The organism is Paraburkholderia sp. RAU2J, from assembly GCF_003634845.1.
In the GTDB taxonomy this organism is placed as follows: domain Bacteria; phylum Pseudomonadota; class Gammaproteobacteria; order Burkholderiales; family Burkholderiaceae; genus Paraburkholderia; species Paraburkholderia fynbosensis.
Window position 1 is genome coordinate 3,682,822 of sequence record NZ_RBXG01000001.1, and the last position, 22,095, is coordinate 3,704,916.

Annotated in this window: 18 protein-coding genes and 1 pseudogene; 5 read left to right on the top strand and 14 right to left on the bottom strand. The window is 59.9% G+C overall.

Features of this window, described 5'->3' with window-relative positions; genetic code table 11:
• Positions 1 to 54: 54 nt before the first annotated feature.
• The 4 genes from B0G69_RS16760 to B0G69_RS16775 all read right to left on the bottom strand — a co-directional run bounded on the left by B0G69_RS16760 (position 55) and on the right by B0G69_RS16775 (position 5,801).
• On the bottom strand, positions 55 to 1,284 hold the full coding sequence (locus B0G69_RS16760) for a CoA transferase (protein ID WP_121318768.1): 1,230 nt from the start codon (positions 1,282 to 1,284) through the stop codon (positions 55 to 57).
• 91 nt (positions 1,285 to 1,375) lie between these two features.
• Complete coding sequence (locus B0G69_RS16765) at positions 1,376 to 2,179, bottom strand: enoyl-CoA hydratase-related protein (protein WP_121318771.1); 804 nt, start codon at positions 2,177 to 2,179, stop codon at positions 1,376 to 1,378.
• 698 nt (positions 2,180 to 2,877) lie between these two features.
• On the bottom strand, positions 2,878 to 3,552 hold the full coding sequence (locus B0G69_RS16770) for a response regulator (RefSeq protein ID WP_121319487.1): 675 nt from the start codon (positions 3,550 to 3,552) through the stop codon (positions 2,878 to 2,880).
• 296 nt (positions 3,553 to 3,848) lie between these two features.
• Complete coding sequence (locus B0G69_RS16775; RefSeq protein ID WP_121318773.1) at positions 3,849 to 5,801, bottom strand: ATP-binding protein; 1,953 nt, start codon at positions 5,799 to 5,801, stop codon at positions 3,849 to 3,851.
• Positions 5,802 to 6,348: 547 nt separating this feature from the next.
• Between B0G69_RS16775 and B0G69_RS16780 the strand changes: the two genes are divergently transcribed.
• Positions 6,349 to 7,332 (top strand): helix-turn-helix domain-containing protein, encoded by a 984-nt coding sequence (locus tag B0G69_RS16780; RefSeq protein WP_121318776.1) that lies wholly within the window; start codon positions 6,349 to 6,351, stop codon positions 7,330 to 7,332.
• 14 nt (positions 7,333 to 7,346) lie between these two features.
• Here the strand turns inward: B0G69_RS16780 and B0G69_RS16785 are convergent, their stop codons facing one another.
• The 8 genes from B0G69_RS16785 to B0G69_RS42725 all read right to left on the bottom strand — a co-directional run bounded on the left by B0G69_RS16785 (position 7,347) and on the right by B0G69_RS42725 (position 13,670).
• Positions 7,347 to 8,144 carry a c-type cytochrome gene (locus B0G69_RS16785; RefSeq protein WP_121318778.1) on the bottom strand — a complete coding sequence of 266 codons (798 nt, stop codon included), beginning with the start codon at positions 8,142 to 8,144 and terminating at the stop codon, positions 7,347 to 7,349.
• The gene (locus B0G69_RS16790) at positions 8,141 to 9,763 is read right to left on the bottom strand and encodes a cbb3-type cytochrome c oxidase subunit I (RefSeq protein WP_121318780.1); all 1,623 of its coding nucleotides are present in this window, start codon (positions 9,761 to 9,763) and stop codon (positions 8,141 to 8,143) included. Before B0G69_RS16790 ends, B0G69_RS16785 begins: the two co-directional genes overlap by 4 nt.
• Positions 9,753 to 10,322: a cytochrome C oxidase subunit II gene (locus tag B0G69_RS16795; protein ID WP_121318782.1), complete on the bottom strand. Its 570-nt coding sequence runs from the start codon at positions 10,320 to 10,322 to the stop codon at positions 9,753 to 9,755. The genes B0G69_RS16790 and B0G69_RS16795 overlap by 11 nt, the downstream gene beginning before the upstream one ends.
• Before the next feature lie 42 nt (positions 10,323 to 10,364).
• The gene (locus B0G69_RS16800) at positions 10,365 to 10,556 is read right to left on the bottom strand and encodes a hypothetical protein (RefSeq protein WP_121318784.1); all 192 of its coding nucleotides are present in this window, start codon (positions 10,554 to 10,556) and stop codon (positions 10,365 to 10,367) included.
• A 7-nt stretch (positions 10,557 to 10,563) separates the two neighbouring features.
• The gene (locus B0G69_RS16805) at positions 10,564 to 11,778 is read right to left on the bottom strand and encodes a cytochrome c (RefSeq protein ID WP_241991375.1); all 1,215 of its coding nucleotides are present in this window, start codon (positions 11,776 to 11,778) and stop codon (positions 10,564 to 10,566) included.
• Positions 11,779 to 11,860: 82 nt separating this feature from the next.
• Complete coding sequence (locus B0G69_RS16810; protein WP_241991376.1) at positions 11,861 to 12,529, bottom strand: c-type cytochrome; 669 nt, start codon at positions 12,527 to 12,529, stop codon at positions 11,861 to 11,863.
• Between the two features lie 376 nt (positions 12,530 to 12,905).
• Positions 12,906 to 13,277: a response regulator gene (locus B0G69_RS16815; RefSeq protein ID WP_121318788.1), complete on the bottom strand. Its 372-nt coding sequence runs from the start codon at positions 13,275 to 13,277 to the stop codon at positions 12,906 to 12,908.
• Between the two features lie 264 nt (positions 13,278 to 13,541).
• A complete protein-coding gene (locus B0G69_RS42725) occupies positions 13,542 to 13,670 on the bottom strand; it encodes a hypothetical protein (protein ID WP_277873543.1) in 129 nt (42 codons plus the stop codon).
• Between the two features lie 865 nt (positions 13,671 to 14,535).
• On the opposite strand from B0G69_RS42725, the gene B0G69_RS42730 reads away from it, so the two are divergent.
• Positions 14,536 to 14,934 carry a DUF3331 domain-containing protein gene (locus tag B0G69_RS42730; protein ID WP_277873548.1) on the top strand — a complete coding sequence of 133 codons (399 nt, stop codon included), beginning with the start codon at positions 14,536 to 14,538 and terminating at the stop codon, positions 14,932 to 14,934.
• 87 nt (positions 14,935 to 15,021) lie between these two features.
• On the opposite strand, the pseudogene B0G69_RS16825 reads toward B0G69_RS42730, so the two are convergent.
• Positions 15,022 to 15,186, bottom strand: a pseudogene (locus B0G69_RS16825) (cation transporter); the annotation flags it as partial.
• Between the two features lie 438 nt (positions 15,187 to 15,624).
• On the opposite strand from B0G69_RS16825, the gene B0G69_RS16830 reads away from it, so the two are divergent.
• Positions 15,625 to 17,277, top strand: a complete 1,653-nt coding sequence (locus tag B0G69_RS16830; protein ID WP_121318792.1) for a Na+/H+ antiporter — start codon at positions 15,625 to 15,627, stop codon at positions 17,275 to 17,277.
• A 216-nt stretch (positions 17,278 to 17,493) separates the two neighbouring features.
• Here B0G69_RS16830 and B0G69_RS16835 read toward each other — a convergent pair whose 3' ends face one another.
• Positions 17,494 to 18,642: a helix-turn-helix transcriptional regulator gene (locus B0G69_RS16835; protein ID WP_121318794.1), complete on the bottom strand. Its 1,149-nt coding sequence runs from the start codon at positions 18,640 to 18,642 to the stop codon at positions 17,494 to 17,496.
• A gap of 214 nt (positions 18,643 to 18,856) precedes the next feature.
• Here B0G69_RS16835 and B0G69_RS16840 point away from each other — a divergent pair, with 214 nt between their 5' ends.
• Positions 18,857 to 20,143 (top strand): amino acid permease, encoded by a 1,287-nt coding sequence (locus tag B0G69_RS16840; RefSeq protein ID WP_158608942.1) that lies wholly within the window; start codon positions 18,857 to 18,859, stop codon positions 20,141 to 20,143.
• A gap of 1,062 nt (positions 20,144 to 21,205) precedes the next feature.
• Positions 21,206 to 22,042 carry an IclR family transcriptional regulator gene (locus tag B0G69_RS16845; RefSeq protein WP_121318798.1) on the top strand — a complete coding sequence of 279 codons (837 nt, stop codon included), beginning with the start codon at positions 21,206 to 21,208 and terminating at the stop codon, positions 22,040 to 22,042.
• The last annotated feature ends 53 nt before the right edge of the window (positions 22,043 to 22,095 follow it).

Genomic DNA, 22,095 nt, shown 5'->3' on the forward strand with positions numbered 1-22,095 from the left:
ACGTATGCGAAGCCGGGCGGCGGTTTGCCTGGTCCGGCGCCCGCATGCGCTACCTCATGATTTATCGTCGAAGCGGGCAACGGCGCCGCCATCGGTCAGCCTCGCAATATCGTCGTCGTCGAATCCCAGTTCCTTCAGGATGCCCGCACCGTGTTCGCCGAGCCGGGGCGCGACCGAGGGCTTGACCTTCGGTGCGCCGTGGATCTGAATGGGGCTGCTGACGGTACGGGCGCCTGCTCTGCCGGGAACTTCCAGCGGCACGACGATGCCGTTGGCCGACAGTTGAGGATCGTCGATGATCTCTTGCGCGATCTGCACGACGCCGAAAATCACGCGGCCCGCCGTCAGCACTTCCTTCCAGTGGGAAAGCGGCTGGCTTGCAAACAGCGGATCAAGAATCTCAACAAGCTGCGCAGCATTGGCCGTGCGCTTGTCGTCGGTGAAACGCGGATCTTCGAGTAGCTCGGGCCTGCCGATCGTCTTCACGAAGCCGGGCCAGTCCTTGCGCTGCGCAGCAACAAGCAGAATCCAGCGATTGTCCGACGTCTGGTACGGATTGAGCAGCGCATTGGGTGGAGACTTACGGTTATGTTGCGCGAAGAAATGGCCGCCATTAAGGCCGCCTTCGACCCACGCTGCCGCGGCCCAGATACCGTTTGCGATCAGCGAAGTCGAGACGTGGCTGCCCTTGCCCGTCGTCGCGCGCACATAAAGCGCTGTGACGATCGCCGCATAGAGCGTTGTCGCCGTCGCGTGATCGCCGATGCCGGGTATCGGAAGCGTCGGCGGGCTTCCGGCATCGTGCGTCACTTCCATCAGGCCCGAGCGTGCCCAATAGGCGGTTACGTCGAACCCTGGTGTATCGGCCTCCGGCCCCTCGGAACCGTACCCTGTGATATCCGCATAGATCATCTTCTCGTTCAGTGGCGAGAGATCTTCATAAGTGACGCCCAGAGAAGCCTTCACGCGAGGTGGAAAATTGACGACGACAACATCGGCCCAGCGCACGAGGCGCTGCACCACTTCTTTCGCATGGGGAGACTTCAGATCGATGGCAATGCTGCGCTTGTTGCGGTTCGTCAGCTGCCACGCGTAGTTGACATCGCTAGTCGGATTCGGTGGCATGGCCGAGAAGAATCGATAGGCGTCACCCGTACCGGGCGGTTCCACCTTGATGACGTCGGCGCCGAAATCGGCAAGGATCGTCGTCGCGGCCGGCCCTGCAATATAGCTTGCCAGATCGAGTACCTTCAGACCCGAGAAGACGTGATTGCCGGTAGTCATCTAATCATCTCCATGCGGTGGGACTAACCTCGTCGCGTTGATTACGCGCCGTATTTCAGGCAGCGACGACGGTCGTATCGACGGTCGCTATTCATCGGCCGGTGAACTTTGGTGGCCGTTTCTCGAGGAATGCTTTCGTGCCTTCCGTCCTGTCGTCAGTGGATGCGCACAGCGCAAACAGGGCTCCTTCGAGGGCGAGCCCCTCGGACAGCGAACCGTCGAGTCCGCGGTTGACGGCTGCAATGGCGTAACGCACCGCGAGTGGTGCATTCACGGCGATCTGCGCGAGAAGCTCCTCTGCCCGCGCGAGAAGCTTCGACGGCTCGACGATTTCATTAACAAGGCCAATGCGAAGCGCTTCTTCGGCGGTGATCATCTCGCCAGTGAGAATGAGCTGCAGCGCGATTCCTTTGCCGACAAGGCGTGCCAGACGCTGTGTTCCGCCGAAGCCCGGAATGAGGCCGAGTTTGATTTCGGGTTGCCCGAATTTCGCGGTTGATGCTGCGAGCCGAATCGTGCACGCCAATGCAGTCTCGCATCCGCCGCCAAGCGCGAGACCGTTGACCGCTGCTATGACTGGCTTGCCGAGGCTTTCGACCAGATTAAGCAAAGCCTGCCCGTCACGCGTGTGCTGCTCGGCCTCGACCGGTATCGCGTTCGCAAGTTCGCCGATATCCGCTCCCGCAATAAATGCGCGATCACCCGCGCCCGTGACGATGACGCCGCTGACCTGGGAATCATCCCGAGCGGCTTCGAGAGCTGTTTTCAATTCGCTGATGGCTCTCTGGTTCAATGCATTGAGAACCTTGGGGCGATTCAGCGTGATGTAGGCGACAGCACCTTTCCTTTCATAGACAATCGTTTCAAACGATTTCGGGGTAAGTGACGGCACCATGGATCTCAACACTCCTCATGAACGTGACTAATCATTTGCGACAAGCATTCCAAGCCCGTATTTTTGCAAAATCCTTCTTTCACTTTTCTGGGTTCCAGTCCTGGTTATCGCGCGCATGCCGTTGAGCCTGCCGCAGACCATTGAGAATTTTTCGGAGATGCGCGGGAGCGTCCATGAGACTAGGTTAGAAACTCGTGGCGCTTAAAGCCATGCTACGAACGGCTAGCTTTACTAGCGAATTGGCATGGGCTTCTCATACACTTGTATATGTACCCGACCAGGAATAACGGTCTAACTGCGGTTTCGAACGGCCGAAGTTCGCCGATGCGGCCTCTTGGTATGGTTGTGTAAAAGGCCTCAAAGAGTTGGTCCAGGTTCGCAAGAGCGAGTCCCGGAGCTGAATCCCGAATTGCGACGACCACACCGGCGAAGGTTCCGGTCTCCCCACATAAGGTTTTCTGTCGCGCTGGTTGCACTCGCGGTGTGCTGCGTTATCGGTCGCTCGGTACAGGATCACGGGTCTTTTGAGCGCCTTGTAAGCGCACAGTGGGACGCGCGCGACTATGTCGTAGAAACGTGCTATTCCAGCGCTGATCCCAATGGCTTACCTAAACGGCGGAATGCGGAACAGCCCGCGCCAACGCGCATATACCATGCAGATGACACACGAAACATTGCAACTGCTGGGCCCCACGCTGTCAAACCGATCCTGCCGAATGCGGCTTAACGCCGAGCACTTCTGCCTTTCTGACGAGATCCGCTACCGAGCGCGCGGCCATTTTTTTCATCGCTTGTCCCCGATGAACCTTTACCGTAATTTCGCTGAGGTTCATTTCCGCGGCAATCTGCTTGTTCAGCAGGCCGGCCACGACGAATTCCATGACCTGCTTTTCTCGCGGCGTCAATGAATCGTGGGAAATGCGGAGCGCAGCAATTGATTGCTCGGCCAGGAGGCGCTCACGGTCACGGGTCAACGCATAAGTGACTGCATCCAGCATGTCCTGGTCGCGAAAAGGTTTGGCAAAAAAATCGAGAGCGCCAGCTTTCATGGCCTTGACCGACATGGCGATGTCACCGTGCCCGGTCATGAAAACGATCGGCATGCGAAGCGCGCTCTTTGCAACCTCTTCCTGAAATGCAAGACCGCTCTCGCCTCGCAGCCTGACATCGAGAACCAGGCAACTCGGTGCGTCATACTTCGGAAACGCCAGGAATTCCCGAGAGGAAGCGAACGTCTCAACACGCAGCCCAACGGAACGCAGCAGCGCGCCTAGCGCGAGCCTTATCGCTTCGTCGTCGTCGACAATGTAAACTACCGATGGCACGCCTTCGCCAGTACCTTTGATCGAAGTCGAATTTTGTCCCGCACTCATCAGAGTCTCCCTGGCGGCAGAATGCGCGGCGAGGCTCGGCATACCGACACCGGTTCCCTCCCTCATGCCGCAGCGAACGCTTCTCGCTCAATCTGTTTTTCTTCTGGACACCGCAAAATCGGCTGGCGCACCTCGCTCGTGATCAGGACGAGGATTTCTGAAGCTCGAGTCGGTCTGCAGATCTGTGCTTGGCGTATGCCGTGGAGCGCACGCAATCGATGAAGATAATTCTATGCTCCGGAATCAAAAGCTGACAGTGCTGTGCGAATGTGGCCCCTGTAGATGCCGCGGCGCACCTATTGCGCTGCAACTTTGCGCAACTCCCGGAATTCGCTTTGTCCTCGTGCGTCATCCGGACGCTCGATGATCGCAGGCAGGCCGAACTGGAATGTCGCGCCGTGGCCCTGCCTGCTGGCCGCCGACATCCGTCCTCCGTGAGCTTCGACAATCGATTGACAGATCGACAATCCCATACCGAGTCCGCTGGGTTTCGTCGTGAAGAAGGCATCGAATAGTCGATCGGCGTTTTCTGGATCAATCCCCGATCCTGAGTCCTGAACTGCGACGACCAGATTTCCACCTTGGTCCATGTGCGACTCGATGAGCAGGTCACGGGGCCGGCCATGAATGCCGTCCATGGACTGGATTGCGTTCATCATAAGATTGATGATCACTTGCTGAAGCTGAACCCGATCGCCCAGCAACGGGGGCAGCTCAGACGTCAGTCTAAGGCAGAGCGATACCTTGTGACTCAAAACTTCACGCTGCGTCAGGCCGACAACGTCATGGATCACGTCGTTGAGGTCCAGCCGCGTCTTCTGCAGAAAATCCCTTTTGGCCAGCGTGCGGATATGGTGAACAATTTCGCTCGCGCGCCGGCCTTCGCCAATCATGCGCGTAACGCAGTTCTGCACCTCCGTCAGTTGCGGGGTCGGGTGCCCCAGCCATCGCAGACAAGCTTCGCCGTTTGTGACAATTGCGGCGAGCGGCTGGCTGACTTCGTGAGCGATCGAAGCGCTTAGTTCTCCCAGTGTTGTCACACGCGTAACACGCGCGAGTTCGGTCTGTGCCTCGTGCAACTTTTGCGCCGCCAGCTTCGCCGCGCTCACGTCCATTATCGCGCCCACGAACCGCCGCTTGTTAGGCTCATCGGTCACGACATGGGCAACGACGTGGAGATGCTTGACCGACCTGTCCGGCATCAGCAGACGATATTCACAATCAAATTCCTGTTCGCCGCTCGTCGCCTTGTCGATCACCTGCCTGAAAAGAGCAACATCGTCGGGATACACGCGTTGGAGCGTTAGCTCGACCGTGGGCGTGACGTCCAGCTCGTATCCAAAGATTCTGAAGCTTTGCTCGGACCAGAAGATTTCCCCGCTCGCGGGGTCCCAGCCGAAACTGCCGGTGAGACTCAGTTTCTGGGCTTCAGCCAGGTAGGCGGCCTGATTTCGGCGCAGCGCGTCTTCGGCGCGCTTGCGCAGCGTGATGTCATTGTTGGTTTCGAGCGCCGAGATTGGGTGTCCGTTCGCGCTGCGCTGTAATGACCAGCGGCTGACTACCACGACTTGCGACCCGTCCCGCGTGGTATGAATGAGTTCGCCTTCCCAGCGTCCGGTCGTGAGCAACGTGCTCATGGTGTCGTCAAGAGAAACGGGAAAGCGGGTTTGCAAGAGTTGATGGGAAGTCTTGCCGAGTGCCTCCGCCTTTTTCCATCCATAGAGCTCCTCCGCACCGTGATTCCAGTACGTGATGACGGCGTTCATGTCGCGAACAAAGACGGTGTCGTGAGACAGATCGAGGAGCCTGGCCTGCTCGCACGCTGCTTTGCCGAGCCAACGTACGCGTCTCACCAGTGTTGTGATGACGAGTGACGTAGTTAGAAAAGCAATCAGCGCTGCAAGATCGCGTAACTCACCTACCCGAAAGGTGAAGATCGGCTGCGTAAAGAAAAAAGCAAGACAGCCAACGGCGGTTATCGAAAAGACTGCAGAAGTAACGAAGCTGTCCATTAATGACAGCAGCACAATGACAATCAGGTAGACAAATCCCGCTGTGCCAAGGCGAGCTTCAAGGTGAAAGCAGATCCTGGTCGCAGTCGCCATCGCAACGCCACCGGCTAACCAAAGCCAAGCCAGATAACGTAGTCGGGCAATCTGCTCGACCCGGGTATCTGATTGAAACAGCCGACGAGTTGGAAGGTAACGGAGCCGCTCCGACTGCTCGGCCAATTCCGCGAAGAAATTCATGGGGGTATCGTGATATCAGCCGGGCTAACGGATCTTTATTGATGGCTTGAGCCGGTAGATCGAGGCGCGGCTCAGCTTTCAAGCGACGCACACACGTTCTAGCTTTCACTCTTCTGCCGGGCTTTGCTTCGGCATTGCGACTGGACAACCGCACGCCGTGCCACAACGATCCGTACGATGTGAAGAAAGCCTTCTTCGCTTACCCAATTCCCCGACTATGCTCCTTACGGTCTGCAGTTTAGATGCGGCCTCGCCCTCCGGATTGACTGATCGTGCCATTCATACGAGAAATATGGTCTGTAAGTGCCAGGGCCGGCCGGTGCCAGCGTGACAGCCGAACGGGGTGCATGACTTGACTGATGTGCGCCTTGCCTCAGATAAAGTCGTCTCCGCGCTAAAACGCTCGGCGAAGGGCATCCATCATGGGCTCAATGATTCACAAAGGCTCTCATCTCGAGTTCGGATTCCTACACTTCCATGAACGCTGATTGACCTGGCAACCTCAGCGACCTATCCTTTGTTTCCTCACCATAAGGAGGGCGAGGATATGCCGAGTATCGAGCCACCTTCGATTGCGCGGTTGTCTACGCAAGATGTGCCGCCGGCGCAGCGGCTCGACTACTGGGCCGACGTTCTCGCCTCTTCCCTCGTGCCGATGGTGATCGGTTGCCAGTCGCCCCGCCAGTTCGAGTCGAACCTTTTGAGCGCCCCGCTCGGTGCGATTATGGTAACCGCCCAATGTGGATCAGCACACGCCGCCCTGACCACGCCACGGGAGATTGCGCGGAGTCGGGGTCGTTCGTTTCACCTCGTGACGAGCCGTAACCTCGCGTGGACAATGACGCACCGCGGTCAGGCGCGGCTTCTGCCTGGCGAGCTGGCACTTTTTGATTCGCAGCTTGAGTTCGAGATGAATTGTCCGGACACCTACGACTTCCTGAATTTGACGCTCCCGCCAGAATGGCTGGCCACTTGGGGCTCGAACGTGGAGGGACTGACAGGTCGGGTAATTGCAGCAGACTCCGGATGGGGGCGGGTGCTGTCAAGCTATGTAAGCCAACTCTCGCCGGAGTTCGCCCTTCGCGCGCCGCTGGCTGAATCCGTTCTCGCCGATCAGCTCGGTGCATTGCTTGCGCTGACGGCCCACGAGCGTTCGGGCGAATCGCTCAAGACATCGCCTGCGGAGCGCTCCCTGCTCGAACGGATTCACGAGTGCATCATGCAGCGTCGGACTGAGTCGCAGTTGACTGCAAGCGACATTGCAGCAGTGTTGAATGTGTCGCGTCGCACTTTGCACCGGGTGCTGGCAAGCAGCGGCGAGACGTTCGGTCAACAGTTGCTGAAAGCCAGGATGGAAGCGGCCGTGCGTATGCTCGAGTCACGGACATTTGATCACGTAACAACCGCTGAAATCGGCCGACGCGCCGGATTCTCGGATGCCTCGCATTTCGTCCGCGTGATTCGCCAGAGGACCGGCCGGACTCCCCTGCAGCTTCGGCAAGGCCGAAAGGTCGCCGAAGGCGCAGGCTAGCGCGCGCGGCTTCATTACCGCGCCAGGTTTGCGTAGTAAGAAGCGGCAGCGGCGATCTCATCCGGCGTCATATTGCGCGCAATGTTGCGCATCTGCTCCGAGATATCGTTATGCCGCTCGCCCGACGCGAACGCCTGCAACTGCGCCTGCGTATAGGCCGCCGGCAAACCGTCGAGCCAGGGGCTGCCCGCCTTGTTGTCGATCCCGCCATGGCACGTCGCGCACGCCGGAATATTGCGCAGCGGCGCGCCGTGCATGACGATCCCCGGGGCGGCCGCCGCATTGAGGCCCTGCGCCAGCCTCGGTCGCGGCAGCGACGCGTAGTAGGCGGCCAGATCGCGCATGTCCTGGTCGCTCAGGTTCGCCGCCATCGGCGACATCACGGCGTTCGCGCGTGCGCCGCTCTGGAAGTCCTGCAACTGCTTGTAGATCGCGATCGCGTACTGACCTGCCAGATTCGGCGAATTCGCCCCGCTCATGCCACGCTCGCCGTGGCACATCGTGCAGCGCAGCGCGAGCGTGGCGCCGCGTCCGATCGATAGCTGCGTCGCCCCCGCGAGCAATTGGGGGGTCACTTCCACTTTGCTCACCTGCACTTGCGGCGCCACCGGCGGCTCGTTACCGAGCCACCGCTGCGGCACCCCCGCCGCGCTGCAAATCGCATTCCAGAGGCCCTGGAACTGCGCATCGCGCTGCACCGACGGCAGCCACACGAAACCCACCGCCACGCCGAACACGAACACCGCGGCCGTGACGCCGACGCTCGCCTTGAACCAGCGATTGCTCCACGAGAACAGGCGCTCTTCGCTCATCGCCGGGCTCCAATCGGAATTACCGGGACGGTGTCGCCTCTTGCCATCAACTGCGCGATCGGATAGCCGTAGTTGAGCACCGTCAGCGCGACCATCAGCGTGAGCCACAGCGCGAAGCCGTTGAGCGCCACCGGCACCGTACGCGGCTCGTGCACCGCGGTACTGAAGCGGTATTCCTCGGGCGCGGCGGCTTCGCTGCGATGCCCTTGAATCAGAACCACGAAGAACACGATCGCCGAGAGCACGAGGATGAAGCCGCCGATCGCCGACATCGCCACCCAGATCGCCTGCGCCGCGATCTCCGGGTCGCTGTAGTCGTAGTACGCCATGCGGCGCGGCATGCCCAGAATGCCGACCCAGTGCCACGGGAACGTCAGCACGATCATGCCGATGAACCACAGCCACAGTTGCAGGCGCATGAGCCTCCAGTTCGTCATTACGCGGCCCGTGATCTGCGGCCACAAGTCGTAGGCAATGGCGAAGTACATGATCACGATCGCGCCGGCGTAGATCAGGTGGAAGTGCCCGGTGATCCACTGCGTGTTGTGGATCGTCAAGTCGAGCTGGTAGCTCATGTTGATGAGGCCACCCGCGCCGCCGAAGCCCAGCATCACGAACGAGAGCGCGAGCGCCAGCATCTGCGGGTTGTCCCACGGCAGCGCGCGAAGCCAGCCGAACGCGCCCTTGCCGCCCCGCAGGCGCGCGGCGATCTCCACCGATGCGCAGATCGTGAACACCGTCAGAAGCGTGGGCACCGCCACCAGCGCCGTGAACACCGACTGCAGGAACTTGAAGCCCGAGCCCACTTGCGGATCGGCGAACAGGTGGTGAATGCCGATCGGCATCGCCACCACGAGAAACAGAATGAACGAAATGCGCCCCATCATATCGCTGTAGAGCCGTCCGCCGATCGCGCGCGGCACGATCGTGTAAAACGCGATGTAGGCCGGCATCAGCCAGAAATAGACGATCGCGTGCAGCGTCCACGAGAAGAACACGCGCGCGAGGCCCGCATCGATCGTCGTCTTCCAGCCGAAGGCGACCGGCAGGATCTGGAAGATGATTTCGAGCGCCGCGCCCACGGCGGTCCAACCCCACAGATAAGCACCCGCCACGCTCGCGAACATCGGCAGCGGCACCGGCATGCCGGGGTTGTGGCGCTTCCACGCCGCGAGGTTCACCGACATCAGCGCCACCCATATCCACGAGCCCACCACCACCAGCACCACGCCGAGGTAATAGAAGACGTTGCCGATCATCGGCGGATAGAACGTGTAGAGCACCGAGGCCAGTCCGAGCGCGACCGTGATCGAGGCCATAACCGCGCCCGCCGCCACCAGCACGAACCCGGCCCACGCCCAGCGCACGCCGATGAGCGCGCGCTTGAGGGAAAGCTCGGTGACCGCATAGCCGAAGCCCATCGCCACGAGCGTCGGGAACACGTAGCCCATCACGGTGCCGTGCTCGGTCACCGAGCGGTAGTAGATTTCGGAGTCCTGCAGCCACGCGTGCAGCGGGCTGCGCACATACATCTGCCAGGCGCCGAGCAATAGCGCCGCGCCGAAGACGCCGAACGCCAGCCAGAAATGCGCGAGCACGAGTCGCTTGTTATTTAACACAGCTGAGTCTCCGCGAATGGGCGGTCATCTGCATGAACGCGTTTTTGTCGATGACCTTCACATGCGCCCACATCCCCTGGTGGCCCGTGCCGCAATACTCATGGCACGGCATCAGATGATCGCCCGGCTGCGCAAAGGTGGTCCTGAACGTGGAGATATAGCCGGGCTCGACCATCGAGTTGATGTTGGTATGGGTAACGAGAAAGCCGTGCACGACGTCCGCGCTCGTTGCGCGAAACGTGATCGGCACGCCGGCGGGCACCAGCAGACACTGCGGCGTGAAGGAGTACTGCTGCGCGATAATGCGCAGCGTCACCGAACCGTCGGGCTCCACCGCGCTGCCGAGGTTGCTCTCGATGAACTCGCCCGACACGTTGAGCGTCTCGGGGCGAATGGTCTCGACGCGCGAGGGCGGCATCCACGACCAATGCAGGCCGGTGAAGATCACCACCGCGACGGTGCTCGCGACGAGCATCACCGCGAGGATCGCCCAACGCCGCTCGACGTTTTCGGCGACTTTAGCGGAGGCGTGCGGATCGGGAACGATAGGGTTCGACATAGCGCCGTCTGGTTCGATGAGGGGTTCGCTCGAGTGATTCGCTTATTGGATGACGCCGCGCGGCAGGAACACCAGGAAGTAGAACGCGTACCACATGCCAATCACGATGGCCGTCGCGGTGCCGGCCACCGCGATCGCGCCGCGCGGGCCGCTGCCGACGATCTGGTCGACGCGTTCTGCTTCGTCGTGGGAAGCGGCGTTGCCGTCGCCCGAAGGGAGGGGGGATTGGATCATCGCTGCCTCAAAAGATCGGCGCCGAGCGCAACTCGTTGACTTCCTTCACGGTCACGGGCGTGCCGTGATTGCCCCATGCGGTGCGGATGTAGGTCACCACGGCGGCTACCTCTTCGTCCGACAGGGTCTGGGCGAACGGCGGCATGCCGTACGGCATGGGATTCTTGCTGGTGCCCGGCGCATAGCCGCCGTTCAGGACCATGCGGATCGGATTGACCGACGAACTCATCTGGATCGACTGGTTGTCGGCGAGCGGCGGAAAGTTCGGCAACTTCCCTTGCCCCTGCGCGGCGTGGCAGATCGAGCACTGGGCATCGTAGATTTTCTTGCCGAGCGGCGTCAGGCGATTCTGTTCCTCGGTCACCGCGACGCTGGGCGGGCTCTGCTGCGCTTCGCCGGAGCGCGCCGGCAGCGCCTTGAGGTAGACCGCGACCGCGCGCACGTCGTCTTCGGAGAGGTACTGGAAGCTGTCGTAGACGACTTCGGCCATCGGCCCGTACACCGCGCCGCGGCGCGACACACCCGAGTGCAGCAGGTCGACGATGTCGTCGATGCTCCAGTCGCCGAGGCCGGCTTCCTTGTTCGAGGTCAGCGACGGCGCATACCAGTTCTGCATGGGAATCAGGCCGCCTTCGAACTGCTTCGAGGGAGAGTTGCCGCCCAGCGCATTGATCGCCGTGTGGCACATCGTGCAGTGGCCAAGCCCTTCGACAAGGTAGGCGCCGCGGTTCCATTCGACCGACTGCGTCGGGTCCGGCTGATACTCACCCTCGTGCATATACAGCGAGCGCCAGCCGCGCAGCAACTGGCGCTGGTTGAACGGGAAGCGCAGTTCGTGCGGACGGTTCGGCTGATGGATCGGCGGCACCGATTGCAGATACGCGTAGATCGCATCCGAGTCGGCGCGAGTGATCTTCGTATAGGAAGCAAACGGCATGGCCGGATAGAGCAGCGAGCCGTCGCGCGACTTGCCGGTATGCATCATCCGGTAGAACTCACGGGCACTCCACTTGCCGATGCCCGTGTCCTTGTCCGACGAGATATTGGGCGAGTAGAGCGTGCCGAACGGCGTTTCCATCGGACGGCCGCCGCCGAACAGCTTGCCGGCGGGCAGCGTGTGGCAGGCGATGCAATCGCCGGCACGGGCAAGATATTCGCCGCGCGCAATGACGTCCGCGTGGCTGTCCGCGAGTGTGCCCGCCTGCGCGGTGGAGACGCCCACCAGCGTCGCGGCGCGAAGCAGCAGCGTGGCAAGTGCGGTGACGGGGGTGAGCTTTCGGAAACTGGGCACTTCGCAGCCTCGGCTAGTGAGAAACGCTGCCGCAAGCAAGCGGCATCTTCAAGGTGCCCGCGGCGGCGGGCTGCGGATCGGCAGGCGCGGGCTGCGCGGCGAGCCACGCCGCGATCGCGGTGATGTCGCTGTCGCTCAAATGCGTGGCGATCGTGTGCATGCAGTCGGGCGCGACGGTGCGGCGCGTGCCGTAGCGGAACGCGCCCAGCTGCGCGCTGATGTAGTCGGCGTGCAACCCCAGCAGTCCTGGAATCGTCGGCTCCATGCCGGTCAGCGCCGCGCCGTGACAACTGGCGCAGGCGGGCACGCCACGCGCTCGGTCGCCGTCGTTCACGAGTGCCTTGCCGAGCGCGAGCGCCTGCGCACCGACGCTCGCGGTGGCCGGCACGGGATAAGGCGGACGCTCGGCGGCAAAGTAGTCGGCGATCTGGCGCAAATAGGCGTCGGGCAAATAGGCCAGCAGATAATTCATCGGCGGGTATTTGCGGCGGCCATCGCGAAACGCCAGCAACTGGTTGTACAGATAGCCGGCCGGCTTGCCGGCGAGGCGCGGGAAATAGTCGTTGTCGGTGCCTTCACCGTGCGCGCCGTGACAGGCCGCGCAACCCATGACACGGGCCTGCATAGTGTCGGGCGCCGCCTCGGCGTTGGGCCTCGATACGAGCGTCGGTTCAGCGGACATCGCGCACGCCGAATACAGCGCGACGATGAACAATGCGATGCGATTCGTCACCAGTTTCCTCGTACGGATTGCCATAGCTGGAGCAAAGTTGGCCCTCGCTGCGTTTGCTTGATCGCCTTTCTTCGAGCGTCGCCCCCCACTACACTTGCACGTCTGCGCCACCACAAAATCAACTTACGTCTGCATGAAAAGGAAAGCCGCTCTACGAACGGTTGGCAAACCCACGCATAGCTGCGACAAACTCATACTTAAATATGTCCCGCGTACCCTGCAGCGTAAGACCGACGACTCAGCACTCTGCATACGCAACAAGCGCTATGGCAACTAGCGTGAAGTACTCCACTTCCATCGCCCCCACTTGCGAGCATTGCACGGCCTATGGTTGGCCCAGCGCGAGATTGAGCCAATGAGCCATGGCAGCGGCGTCGACCGGCTTCTCGAGCAAAACCAGTGCGCCGTTCGCCTGGATTTCCGCCTGCAGCGAAGCGGTCGGAAACGCAGTGATGAAAATGACCGGCGGCGCAGTTCCTAGTCCGAGAAGGTACGTGTACATGTCGACCCCCGACATGCCGGGCATCCGCACATCCGAAATCAGACATGACGTGTCAGCGACGTGGCCGGATCGCAGGAATTCCTCCGCCGACGCAAAAGTGCGCACACTCCAGCCCAGTGAACGCACGAGGCTTGAAGTCGCCAGACGAACCGCCTCATCGTCATCGACTATCGTAACTATCTGGGACGTATCCAAACGGAGGACCCCGGCTTTTCAGAAAACGGGACACAAAAGCGCGATCAATTACGAGCACGTCCACTACAGCAAGCGTAGTTCGGAGAAAACCAAACGAGAATCATACGAACGTATAGCGCATCGCAAATTTGACCGTTACCCGAAAAACGGGCACGCTCACTGATCGATAGGTATGGTCCACTCATACTTTAGTGTGGGTGCTCGAACCGATCACCCGGACGCTACGCGATAATCGAGCATCCGATCTCATCGTCATGTCCCTCGCTATTGAATGCAGACGCGGCGCAGATCGACTGTCCTTCTATAGACGTTCTTGTTCAGCCATGGCACGAACGTGTACTCGTCGTATGCGTTGCTGCCGACAAAAATCCAGTTGTGCAGAGCGTTCAGCATGACGGCATCCTCCAATCAACCCATCCCGGCGTGGCTAACCGCGCATGCGACACCTACGTCGCGTCATGCCGCCGCAAAAAACAGCTTTTGAATACGTCCTCGGTGTGCGATTCCTCTGAGGGCGTTGCGCGAACGGGTTGGGCACAAGCGCGAATAACAAACGCCGCTTTTCCTACGCATTCGACCAATGAGATGAGCGCAACCAATCCTGAATCTCTGAACTTTAATGACAACATCGGCGCGATGGCTATCACGCTCGTGCCACATCGGCGTCGCCCCACTCGCACCTTTTGTCTTGCCCGATCATCAGTTCACCCCTTCTGAAGTCGTTTGGCCTTCCCGAAAGACGGTTCATGGAAATTGAACCGGGCAACCGTAACGGCCATGCAATCAGGTTAGGCAAACGGGGCGGGCAAAACTATTCTACGAACGGTTGACATGGTTCCCGCCTTGGCGTCGGCGACTCATACGTGGGTATATCCCACGGGCTGGGAGACGCAGTGAAGAGCATCCGACAACCTGTAATCGAATAAGGACTCAACCGACGCTCACAGGTGGGATGAACGGGCAAGCTAGTCGTCGATAGACATGACGAAATGGCATGCCGCGTCATGAGCACGTGTGTGTATATCCCCGGCCTACATACGAGAATATAGGTATCTAAAACCATCGCGTGAAATCGTCATCCTCTTGCAGGTTTGCAACCGTCCCGTTACTGGAGTACTTTGAAAACGCAGCCATTCGTATGCGGGCGTTTCTGCGCGAACACAGGCTTCGGCTGTTTTCGTCAAGGAAAACAATCGCTGCAAATTCTCTGAAGGAGAGCGAAAGAATGCGTTCAAGTGCCAATCCAAGCGATCCATGGATGAAGACGATCGGCTTGTTGAAACTGCTATCGGGTCTCGACTCCGAGCGAAACGAGGTGCTCGCCTCACTCGGCCAAAACGCATGTCGGCGCGCGCCCTCCTCATGCGTATTAACCAAACGAGTGACATTTCCGGTCAAGGTCATAGAACGACCTGATCCGAATACCCTCATGATCGCTTGGTGCGATCCAACATCCTGCCACTATGGCGACCAGATCTGGGGTGCATGCGTAGCGAGAAATTCCGGTGTCTGTGCGATAAGCGGCATGCGTATCAGGCGGGGGGATGCGATATACAGACCAAGAACATCCCGCTTGGTGCACCCGGTCAACGCTGACGCGATGATACTTTTCTCGGTGATCGACCATGCTGCTTCTTGCTCAACGAGCTTGCCATAGCCTTTGTCTTGACGGCCAGCCGACACACAGGCGGGTCTTGCCGTCGACGCACATACGTCGATACACGGCGATTCTAACTGCCATCGGTTAGGCCGCCGCGTGACTTGGGTTCACTTCGACCGTCACGTGCGACAAGCCCTTGAAGCGCTTGAGAGCCGCGTGAAAAAACTCGGGGCTGCGCTGCAGCTCGGTGGTTGCAAGTGACACGACTGCACTCATGTGACCCAGGCCAAGTCGCCACATGTGAAGGTCCGATGTCGGGCGCAACGTCGTGTCTGGAACTCAGGTCAGCGACCTTGAGCATGTCGCCCCAGTCGTCGGGCTGGAAGGGTTCCCACATGCTATTCGCGAGCGCCCCGCGACGGCCCACTGGCGGGACCGGCGATAGGACTGTTCCGCAGCCTCTCCTAAACATTACTTTCGTTTCTCGCAACAGCGTTTCAAAAGTGAAAGTGCAAGGTCGTGTAAACGTCAAAATCGATGCGTCAAAATCGATGCCCGATTCGAAGGGCGAGCCAGCGCAGAAAGGGATGCAGAGAATACGAAGATTGCGTCGATCGGGAATGTGTAGCAGAGCAGCTTGGTCAGACGGGTTGGCGCAGGCGTCGGAGATGCAGTTGACGACGATATGTCCGCCTGGCAACATCGTTCGTGAAGCAAGACGCGGGTTGGAACCTTGGGGACTGAGTTTTGGAAACGATAACAATCACTCTCGAACTGCTCGCGTGCGTCATTGCCAGCAGTTTCGTTAAACGTGTCGCCAGGATTCCGCTTCCCCTTGCTCTTGTCCAGATTGCGATAGGCGCCCTGATTGCCCAGGTGTTCGGCTTCCGGGTTTCGCTCGCTCCAGACGTCTTCTTGCTGTTGTTCGTCGCGCCATTACTTTTCCTTGATGGTTGGCGCATTTCAAAGGAAGGGCTCTTTCGCGACAAGTGGACGATCGGCGCGTTCGCGCTCGGTCTGGTCCTGTTCACGGTGATGGGAGCAGGTTTCTTCATTCATTGGCTGATTCCGATGATGCCGCTGTCCGTCGCCTTTGCGTTAGCGGCAACACTTTCTCCGACTGATGCTGTCGCGGTGTCGGCAATCGCCGAACGTGTACCTATTCCGAAGCGGTTAATGCACGTGCTGGAAGGGGAGGCTCTGCTGAACGACGCCTCGGGTCTCGTCTGCCTTCGCTTCGCGATTGCGGCTGCCGTGACCGGCTCATTTTCACTTGTCGAAGCGGGTGGTACTTTCCTGTGGCTATTGGTCGGCGGTGTTTCCGTCGGCGCAGCGGTGACGTTGTTGGCGAGCGCGGCGAAGGACTGGACGGCGAGACTTTTTGGCGAAGAGACTGGCACACAGATTCTTATCAGCTTGCTGCTGCCGTTTGGCTCGTATATCGTGGCCGACCGGCTCGCCGCATCGGGTATTTTGGCAGCCGCGACGGCGGGCATCGTGATGAGCTACGAGGAGTTCTCGGGAAGGGCGTTGGCAGGCACGCGTATCCGCCGGGCCGCCGTTTGGGATGCACTTCAATTTGCCGGCAACGGCGTGATTTTTGTTCTTCTCGGCCAGCAGCTTACGGGCGTCGTTGCGCAAGCCGGACAAGCGATTCGCCAAACCGGGAGGGACGAGGAAGGATGGCTGCTCTTCTATGTCACCGTAATCAGTTGCGCGTTGTTCGTTGTACGGTCTCTGTGGACGTGGGTTGCCCTGCGCCTGATCTTGTTTCGCGGCGGTCGCAGCGCCCGGACGATCAACTCGCCAGACTGGCGTTTGATCGCGGCGACGTCGTTGGCTGGAGTACGCGGCGCGGTTTCGCTCTCCGGCGTGATGACCCTGCCGTTGTTTCTCGAAGACGGCTCGCCGTTCCCGGCGCGAGACCTCGCCATATTGCTCGCCGCCGGCGTGATTGTCGTTACCCTGGTCGCTGCGAATGTCGGGCTGCCCTATGTGTTGAGCGGCATCAGGGTGCCGCCCGGCACGCTTGAGCAGCAGCAGGAGGATGAGGCTCGATCCGCTGCGGCTCGGGCGGCGATTATTGCCGTTGAGCGTGCCCTTCATAAGACGGGGAAGGCGGTAGAAGACGCCGACCTTTTCTCGCAGGCCGGTGCGCGTCTCATCGCACACTATCGCGAGCAGATCGAATCGCGGTGCCATACCGGGGCGCACGCGAGGCACGGCATGCAGATCGACGAAATCGAACGCAAGATGCGCCTCCTTGCCCTCAGTGCCGAACGGGAAGAGCTGTATCGTATTGCCGAGTCGGGCAAGCTGACGGACGAACTGGTTCGAGACCTGGTTCGCGAGGTCGATCTGCAGGAGTCACGGTTTAGTGTCCGCAGTTCCCGAAACTGAGGTTTTGGGCCTGTCGGCGTGAGCCGACATTGGAGGAGCGGATTAGATTCTTCGTGAGCAATATGGCGGACTGCCGACGTTATTAGCATCGAGCGGAGGAACGACAGCTTCATGGATCAGCGAACTCACACTCACGACCCTGAGCTGGCCTTCGAGCCGAAGCGAGTTCAACGGCAGCTATCTGGATACCGACGGCCATCCATACCGCTGTGCTGATCAACGCGTCATTTGCAGGCCGCCGCGTAACAACAGAGATACGAGTTCAGCCTGCCGGTGGGTGTCGGTCTTCGCCAGAATCTGCTTAAGATATCCGCGCGCCGTTCCGATGCCTATGCCGGATCGCGAGGCTGCTTCGGCCAGTTCGATCCCTTGAGCGAGCAGCGCGGCCAGCGTCGCCTCACGTCGCGTGAGATGAAAAGTCGCGGCGAGGACAATCGGCTCGATCCCTGCCGGCTTGTCCAGTTCAATCACGAACAGAGCCGCACGGGTGCCCGCGCTGATTCCTTCCCGCACGTCTGATTCACTGACAGGCAAGACGCGCACGACAAGGGGCAGACGTGGTGGTCTGCGAGCCAGATAACAGCGCATCGGCACCTGAGCTCGCATGGCAGCTTCGCTAACGTCTCGGCCGGAGTTGTTCAGGCCGATCGCCGTTGCGATCGCGTCTCGCAGGTTTTTAGCATCGGAAGGGCGGGCTGCCGATACACCTTGTCCGGTGAGCAGCAGGCCATCGCAGGAGCGAGCCAGCGCTTCCGCGCAATGGTTGGCAAAGATGAGGCGCATTGCCGCATCGAGCAGGATCACGCCGATATTCAATTGTGTAATCACGTCGTACGCGCCCTTCGCTCGAAGGTCCGCTGCGGCAAGCCGATTTCGGACCTGCAGCGCTGTCGTCAAATGCGGGACGATCAGGCTGGCAGCGGCGAGATCGTCGTCACTGAAGTCCGCCTTCCCCAGATCACGCCCCATCGAAAACAGAACCTGTTGATCCGGATCGCGAATTAGCGGCGCGACTATGCCGTAAAAGCCGCCGGCTGGCCGGATTGCTTCCCTATAGATATCCGAACGTCTGAAGTCCGCATCCGATATCGCCGAAGTTTGGCGCAGCGCCTTGCCCACCGGGATGGTCTTGATCCAGTCGGGCAGGCGGGTTTCGAATTCCCGCTGCAGGCGCCGAGCCTCATCGCCATCAAAGCCAACCGAGATCGCAAGAAATGGCATCTCGACTGCCTGTGCATGCAGCATCGCCTTGTGCGCACCACATACCTCTGCGACAGAGTCGATGGCGCTCGTCCAACCGTGCGGCTCGAGCGCTGCCTCATAAACGTGTCGAATCGCTCGATGAATGGTCTCGACGCGCGTCATGCTCGCTCCCTTCCAAGACGGATTTCCCTCCCAAACGGGAGTGTCGGGCGGACGTAGGTTAGTCGAAAGTATAGGCAAATATTCCAGCTGCGCCTTGATTGAACGAGTTGCAGCTCACGCCTCGAAAACGGATCGCGGACGCGTCCATATGGCCGTTGCCGGTTCTTTCTGCGATTTCGGAGTGGCGAGACGCTGTAGCTCGAGGAGAAAAACGATGGCTGGATTACGTCGTCGAATTTCACTGTCCGGTGGAACGGCGCTGGCAGTCGGTATGGTTGTCGGTTCGGGCATATTCGGACTGCCGGGATTGGCATTGCAGCTCAGTTCACCTCAGGTCGCAGCGCTTGGCTGGTTGGCATGCACCATCGCATGCTTTCCGTTGTTATGCATTTTCGCCATTTTAGGTACCCGCTATGCTTCAGCCGCAGGTATCTCGCGATATGCCGAGGTCGCGCTTGGCCCGCGAGCCGAATATGCAGTCACAGCCGTTCTATGTGGCACCTTCCCCCTGACGGTGCCAGCACAGTCGCTGATTGGGGCGAGTTATGCACTGATCGCGTTCGGGCTCAAGCACGAGGCATTGCTTCCAGTCGCAGAATCTTTTTTGCTGGTTGCCGTGTTGTTCAACCTTGGTGGCATTCGGACGGCCGCACTGATCAACACTACTGCGTTGGTGTTAATCGTTGCGACCGTGCTCGCTCTTGGTGCAATGCACCCATCCGATCTTCTTCGCGGTATGCGGTTATGGGCTCGCCCCGACTGGTCCAGCGTCACGTTCACTCAGCTATGGAAAGTAAGCGCGCTGATTTTCTGGGCGTTTCTCGGCTGGGAGAACGTGTCGTTTTGCCTCGAGGAGGTTAAGGATCCTCAGCGAACGATCAAACGCATCTATATTTCAAGCTATATCGTGGTGATCGTGCTTTATTTTTTGTTGGCTGCAACCATGAACGGTGCGTCAGTCGGAGACCCCAGCGTGAACGTGACGGAAGGCATTGCGAATCTGGTCTCACCACGCTGGCGGATCATGTTTTCTCTCATGACAGTCGCCGTTATTCTGGCAACCGCAAACGCTTGGGTTTTCAGTGCAAGCCGCCTGTTTTATGCCGCCGGGCGCAACGGCCTGTTACCTGAGGTTTTCGCCAGATTGGATCCTAAAGGCAGCCCGCGCAATGCGGTGTTTCTCGTGGCCGCGTGTTTCGCGGTTGTATTGGCCGCAGCGACGTTCCTTCACCTGAGCGCGTCGGATCTTGTGCTGCTCTCGAATCAGAACTTCCTGATTCTTTATCTGGTGTGCATCTGCTGTTCGTGGAAGATCGGGCACGGACTCTCCCGCTGGCTTTTGACACCAGTCGCGCTTCTGGCATGCGGTTTCCTGCTCGCCGGGTTCAACTACCAGGTCTTGTATCCGATCGCCCTTCTGGCGCTGGGCAGCGCATGCTGGCGATCACGCGACGCACGTCAGATTGCGCACATGGCGGGAAACGATCCACCGCCAGGCTAAGCGGATCCGAAAGCCTTAAGTCGCGATGCCTGAAAAGCAGGTATCGCGGAAGAGCGGTGGCGTTTGCCCTGAAGTCCGCTGCGTTGCACTTCGAGTCTTGCAGCTGCGGCGTCCATCTGGCACGTTTGGTCAAAGTCAGTGCGTGCCTGACACGGACAGATCACAGTAGCCGTGGGTCAATCAAAGGAGTTAGCGCGGCGATCGGACGCATTCCGTAACGGTCCCCGCACGTAGCCACGAAATAGGTTTTCGCAGAATTCATTGCCCCCGCGCCGGGCCTTATATAGCCTCACGATAGGCTCGTTGCCAGTGCGCAGGTTTGCGAGCAAGGGGCTGAACTCTTTTTCCTGACGGCGGCATGCCCACCATATCCAGTATTTTCCGTAAGACTCGAAGATACTTCGTTGTGTCCGCGTCAGGTCAGTAATGTCCGCGTTCACTTGCCTCGATCACGAGGTCGCGGCCTTTGCATCGTTTCCTCGATCCGCTTACTCCGGCAACGACTTGACGATAGGAGGCGTTATATCCCGATAATGTGCGCCACACATCGAATTTTCGCGGTGCTGCAGACTTTGTTGTACCCGACCAGCGAACCTTACATTCCCGAGACTTGGTTGTGGCCGAAAATAGGACGAAAAAAAGGCGTCACGTTGCCGTGACGCCTTAAAAGTTCTAGCCATTCCGAGGGCCGTGCTAGAACCTGAGAGACGGTATTCGAAAGATAGGGCGCTACTGCGAAACCCGATGCGGACTGATGACCGTGGACTGCGAGAATCGACCGCTACGGCGTCGACAGCGACTGCGCGAATCTGGCTGAATTCAGACTGGGGAATACAGGGTCCGAAATCGTCTTTCGAAATGAGGTTCCATTTTTTATGGTTATGCTGACTAAGTCAAGCAAAATCTAAAGAGGTTCTTTCGCCTCGGAAAAATATTCCGGCGCAATGAATCTTATAATTAGAATCCGTTGCATGCCCTCTTTTGGGGCCTCCTACAGTTCGGTGTGGCACGGTGGCCTGCAAGCCAAAACGCAGAAATCGAAATATAGTTCCAAAAATTTACATGACCCGACCCACGTCCTCCAGAACGACAGCAAACCCAGTCAAAGACAAAGACGGCCCGGGCGATGAAGTCACCGCGCTCGCACGCGGACTGACCGTGCTGCGCTCGATCGCCGCTGCAGACTCGCCGCTCAGCAATCGCGAACTCACCGAACTGACCGGCATTCCCAAGCCGACTGTCTCGCGCATCACCGCCACGCTGGTCGGGACCGGCTTCCTGTTCCGCCTGCCCGACAGCGAGCGCTTCGTGCTGACCTCGTCGGTGCTGGAACTGAGCAACGGCTTCCTGCGCAATTTCGACATCCGGGCGCGCGCGCGGCCTTTCCTGATCGAACTCGCCGAACGCACGGCACTGTCCGTGCATCTGGCCGTGCGCGACCGGCTCGAGATGGTGGTGATCGACGCGATCCGGCCGCGCTCGGCGGTGCTGGTGTCGCGTCTCGAGATCGGCTCGCGGATGAATCTGAGCCGCACCGCGGTGGGCCGCGCCTACCTCGCGGCGCTCGCCCAACCGGAGCGCGACACGCTGCTGGCCGCCCTGCAGGTGGCCGAGGGCGACGACTGGAGCTTCATCGGCAGCCGGCTCGAAAGCGCGCTGCAAGACAGCATCGAGCGCGGCTTCGCGATCGCCAGCGGCGAGTGGTATGCCGGCCTGAACGCGATCGCGCTGGGTTTCGTCGGACCGTCGGGCGAGCGCTATGCGGTCAATTGCGGGGGCTCGGCGGACCAATGTCCGCACGACTGGCTGATCTCACGCGCGGCGCCGGCGCTGCTCGAATGCATCGGCAAAATCGTGCTCGAGATCGGCGGCACGCCGGGGCGGCGGCTCGACACCTGAGCCGCAAACGCGAGGACTCGCCGCCTCACACCCGCGGCAACCGCCCGTCCACC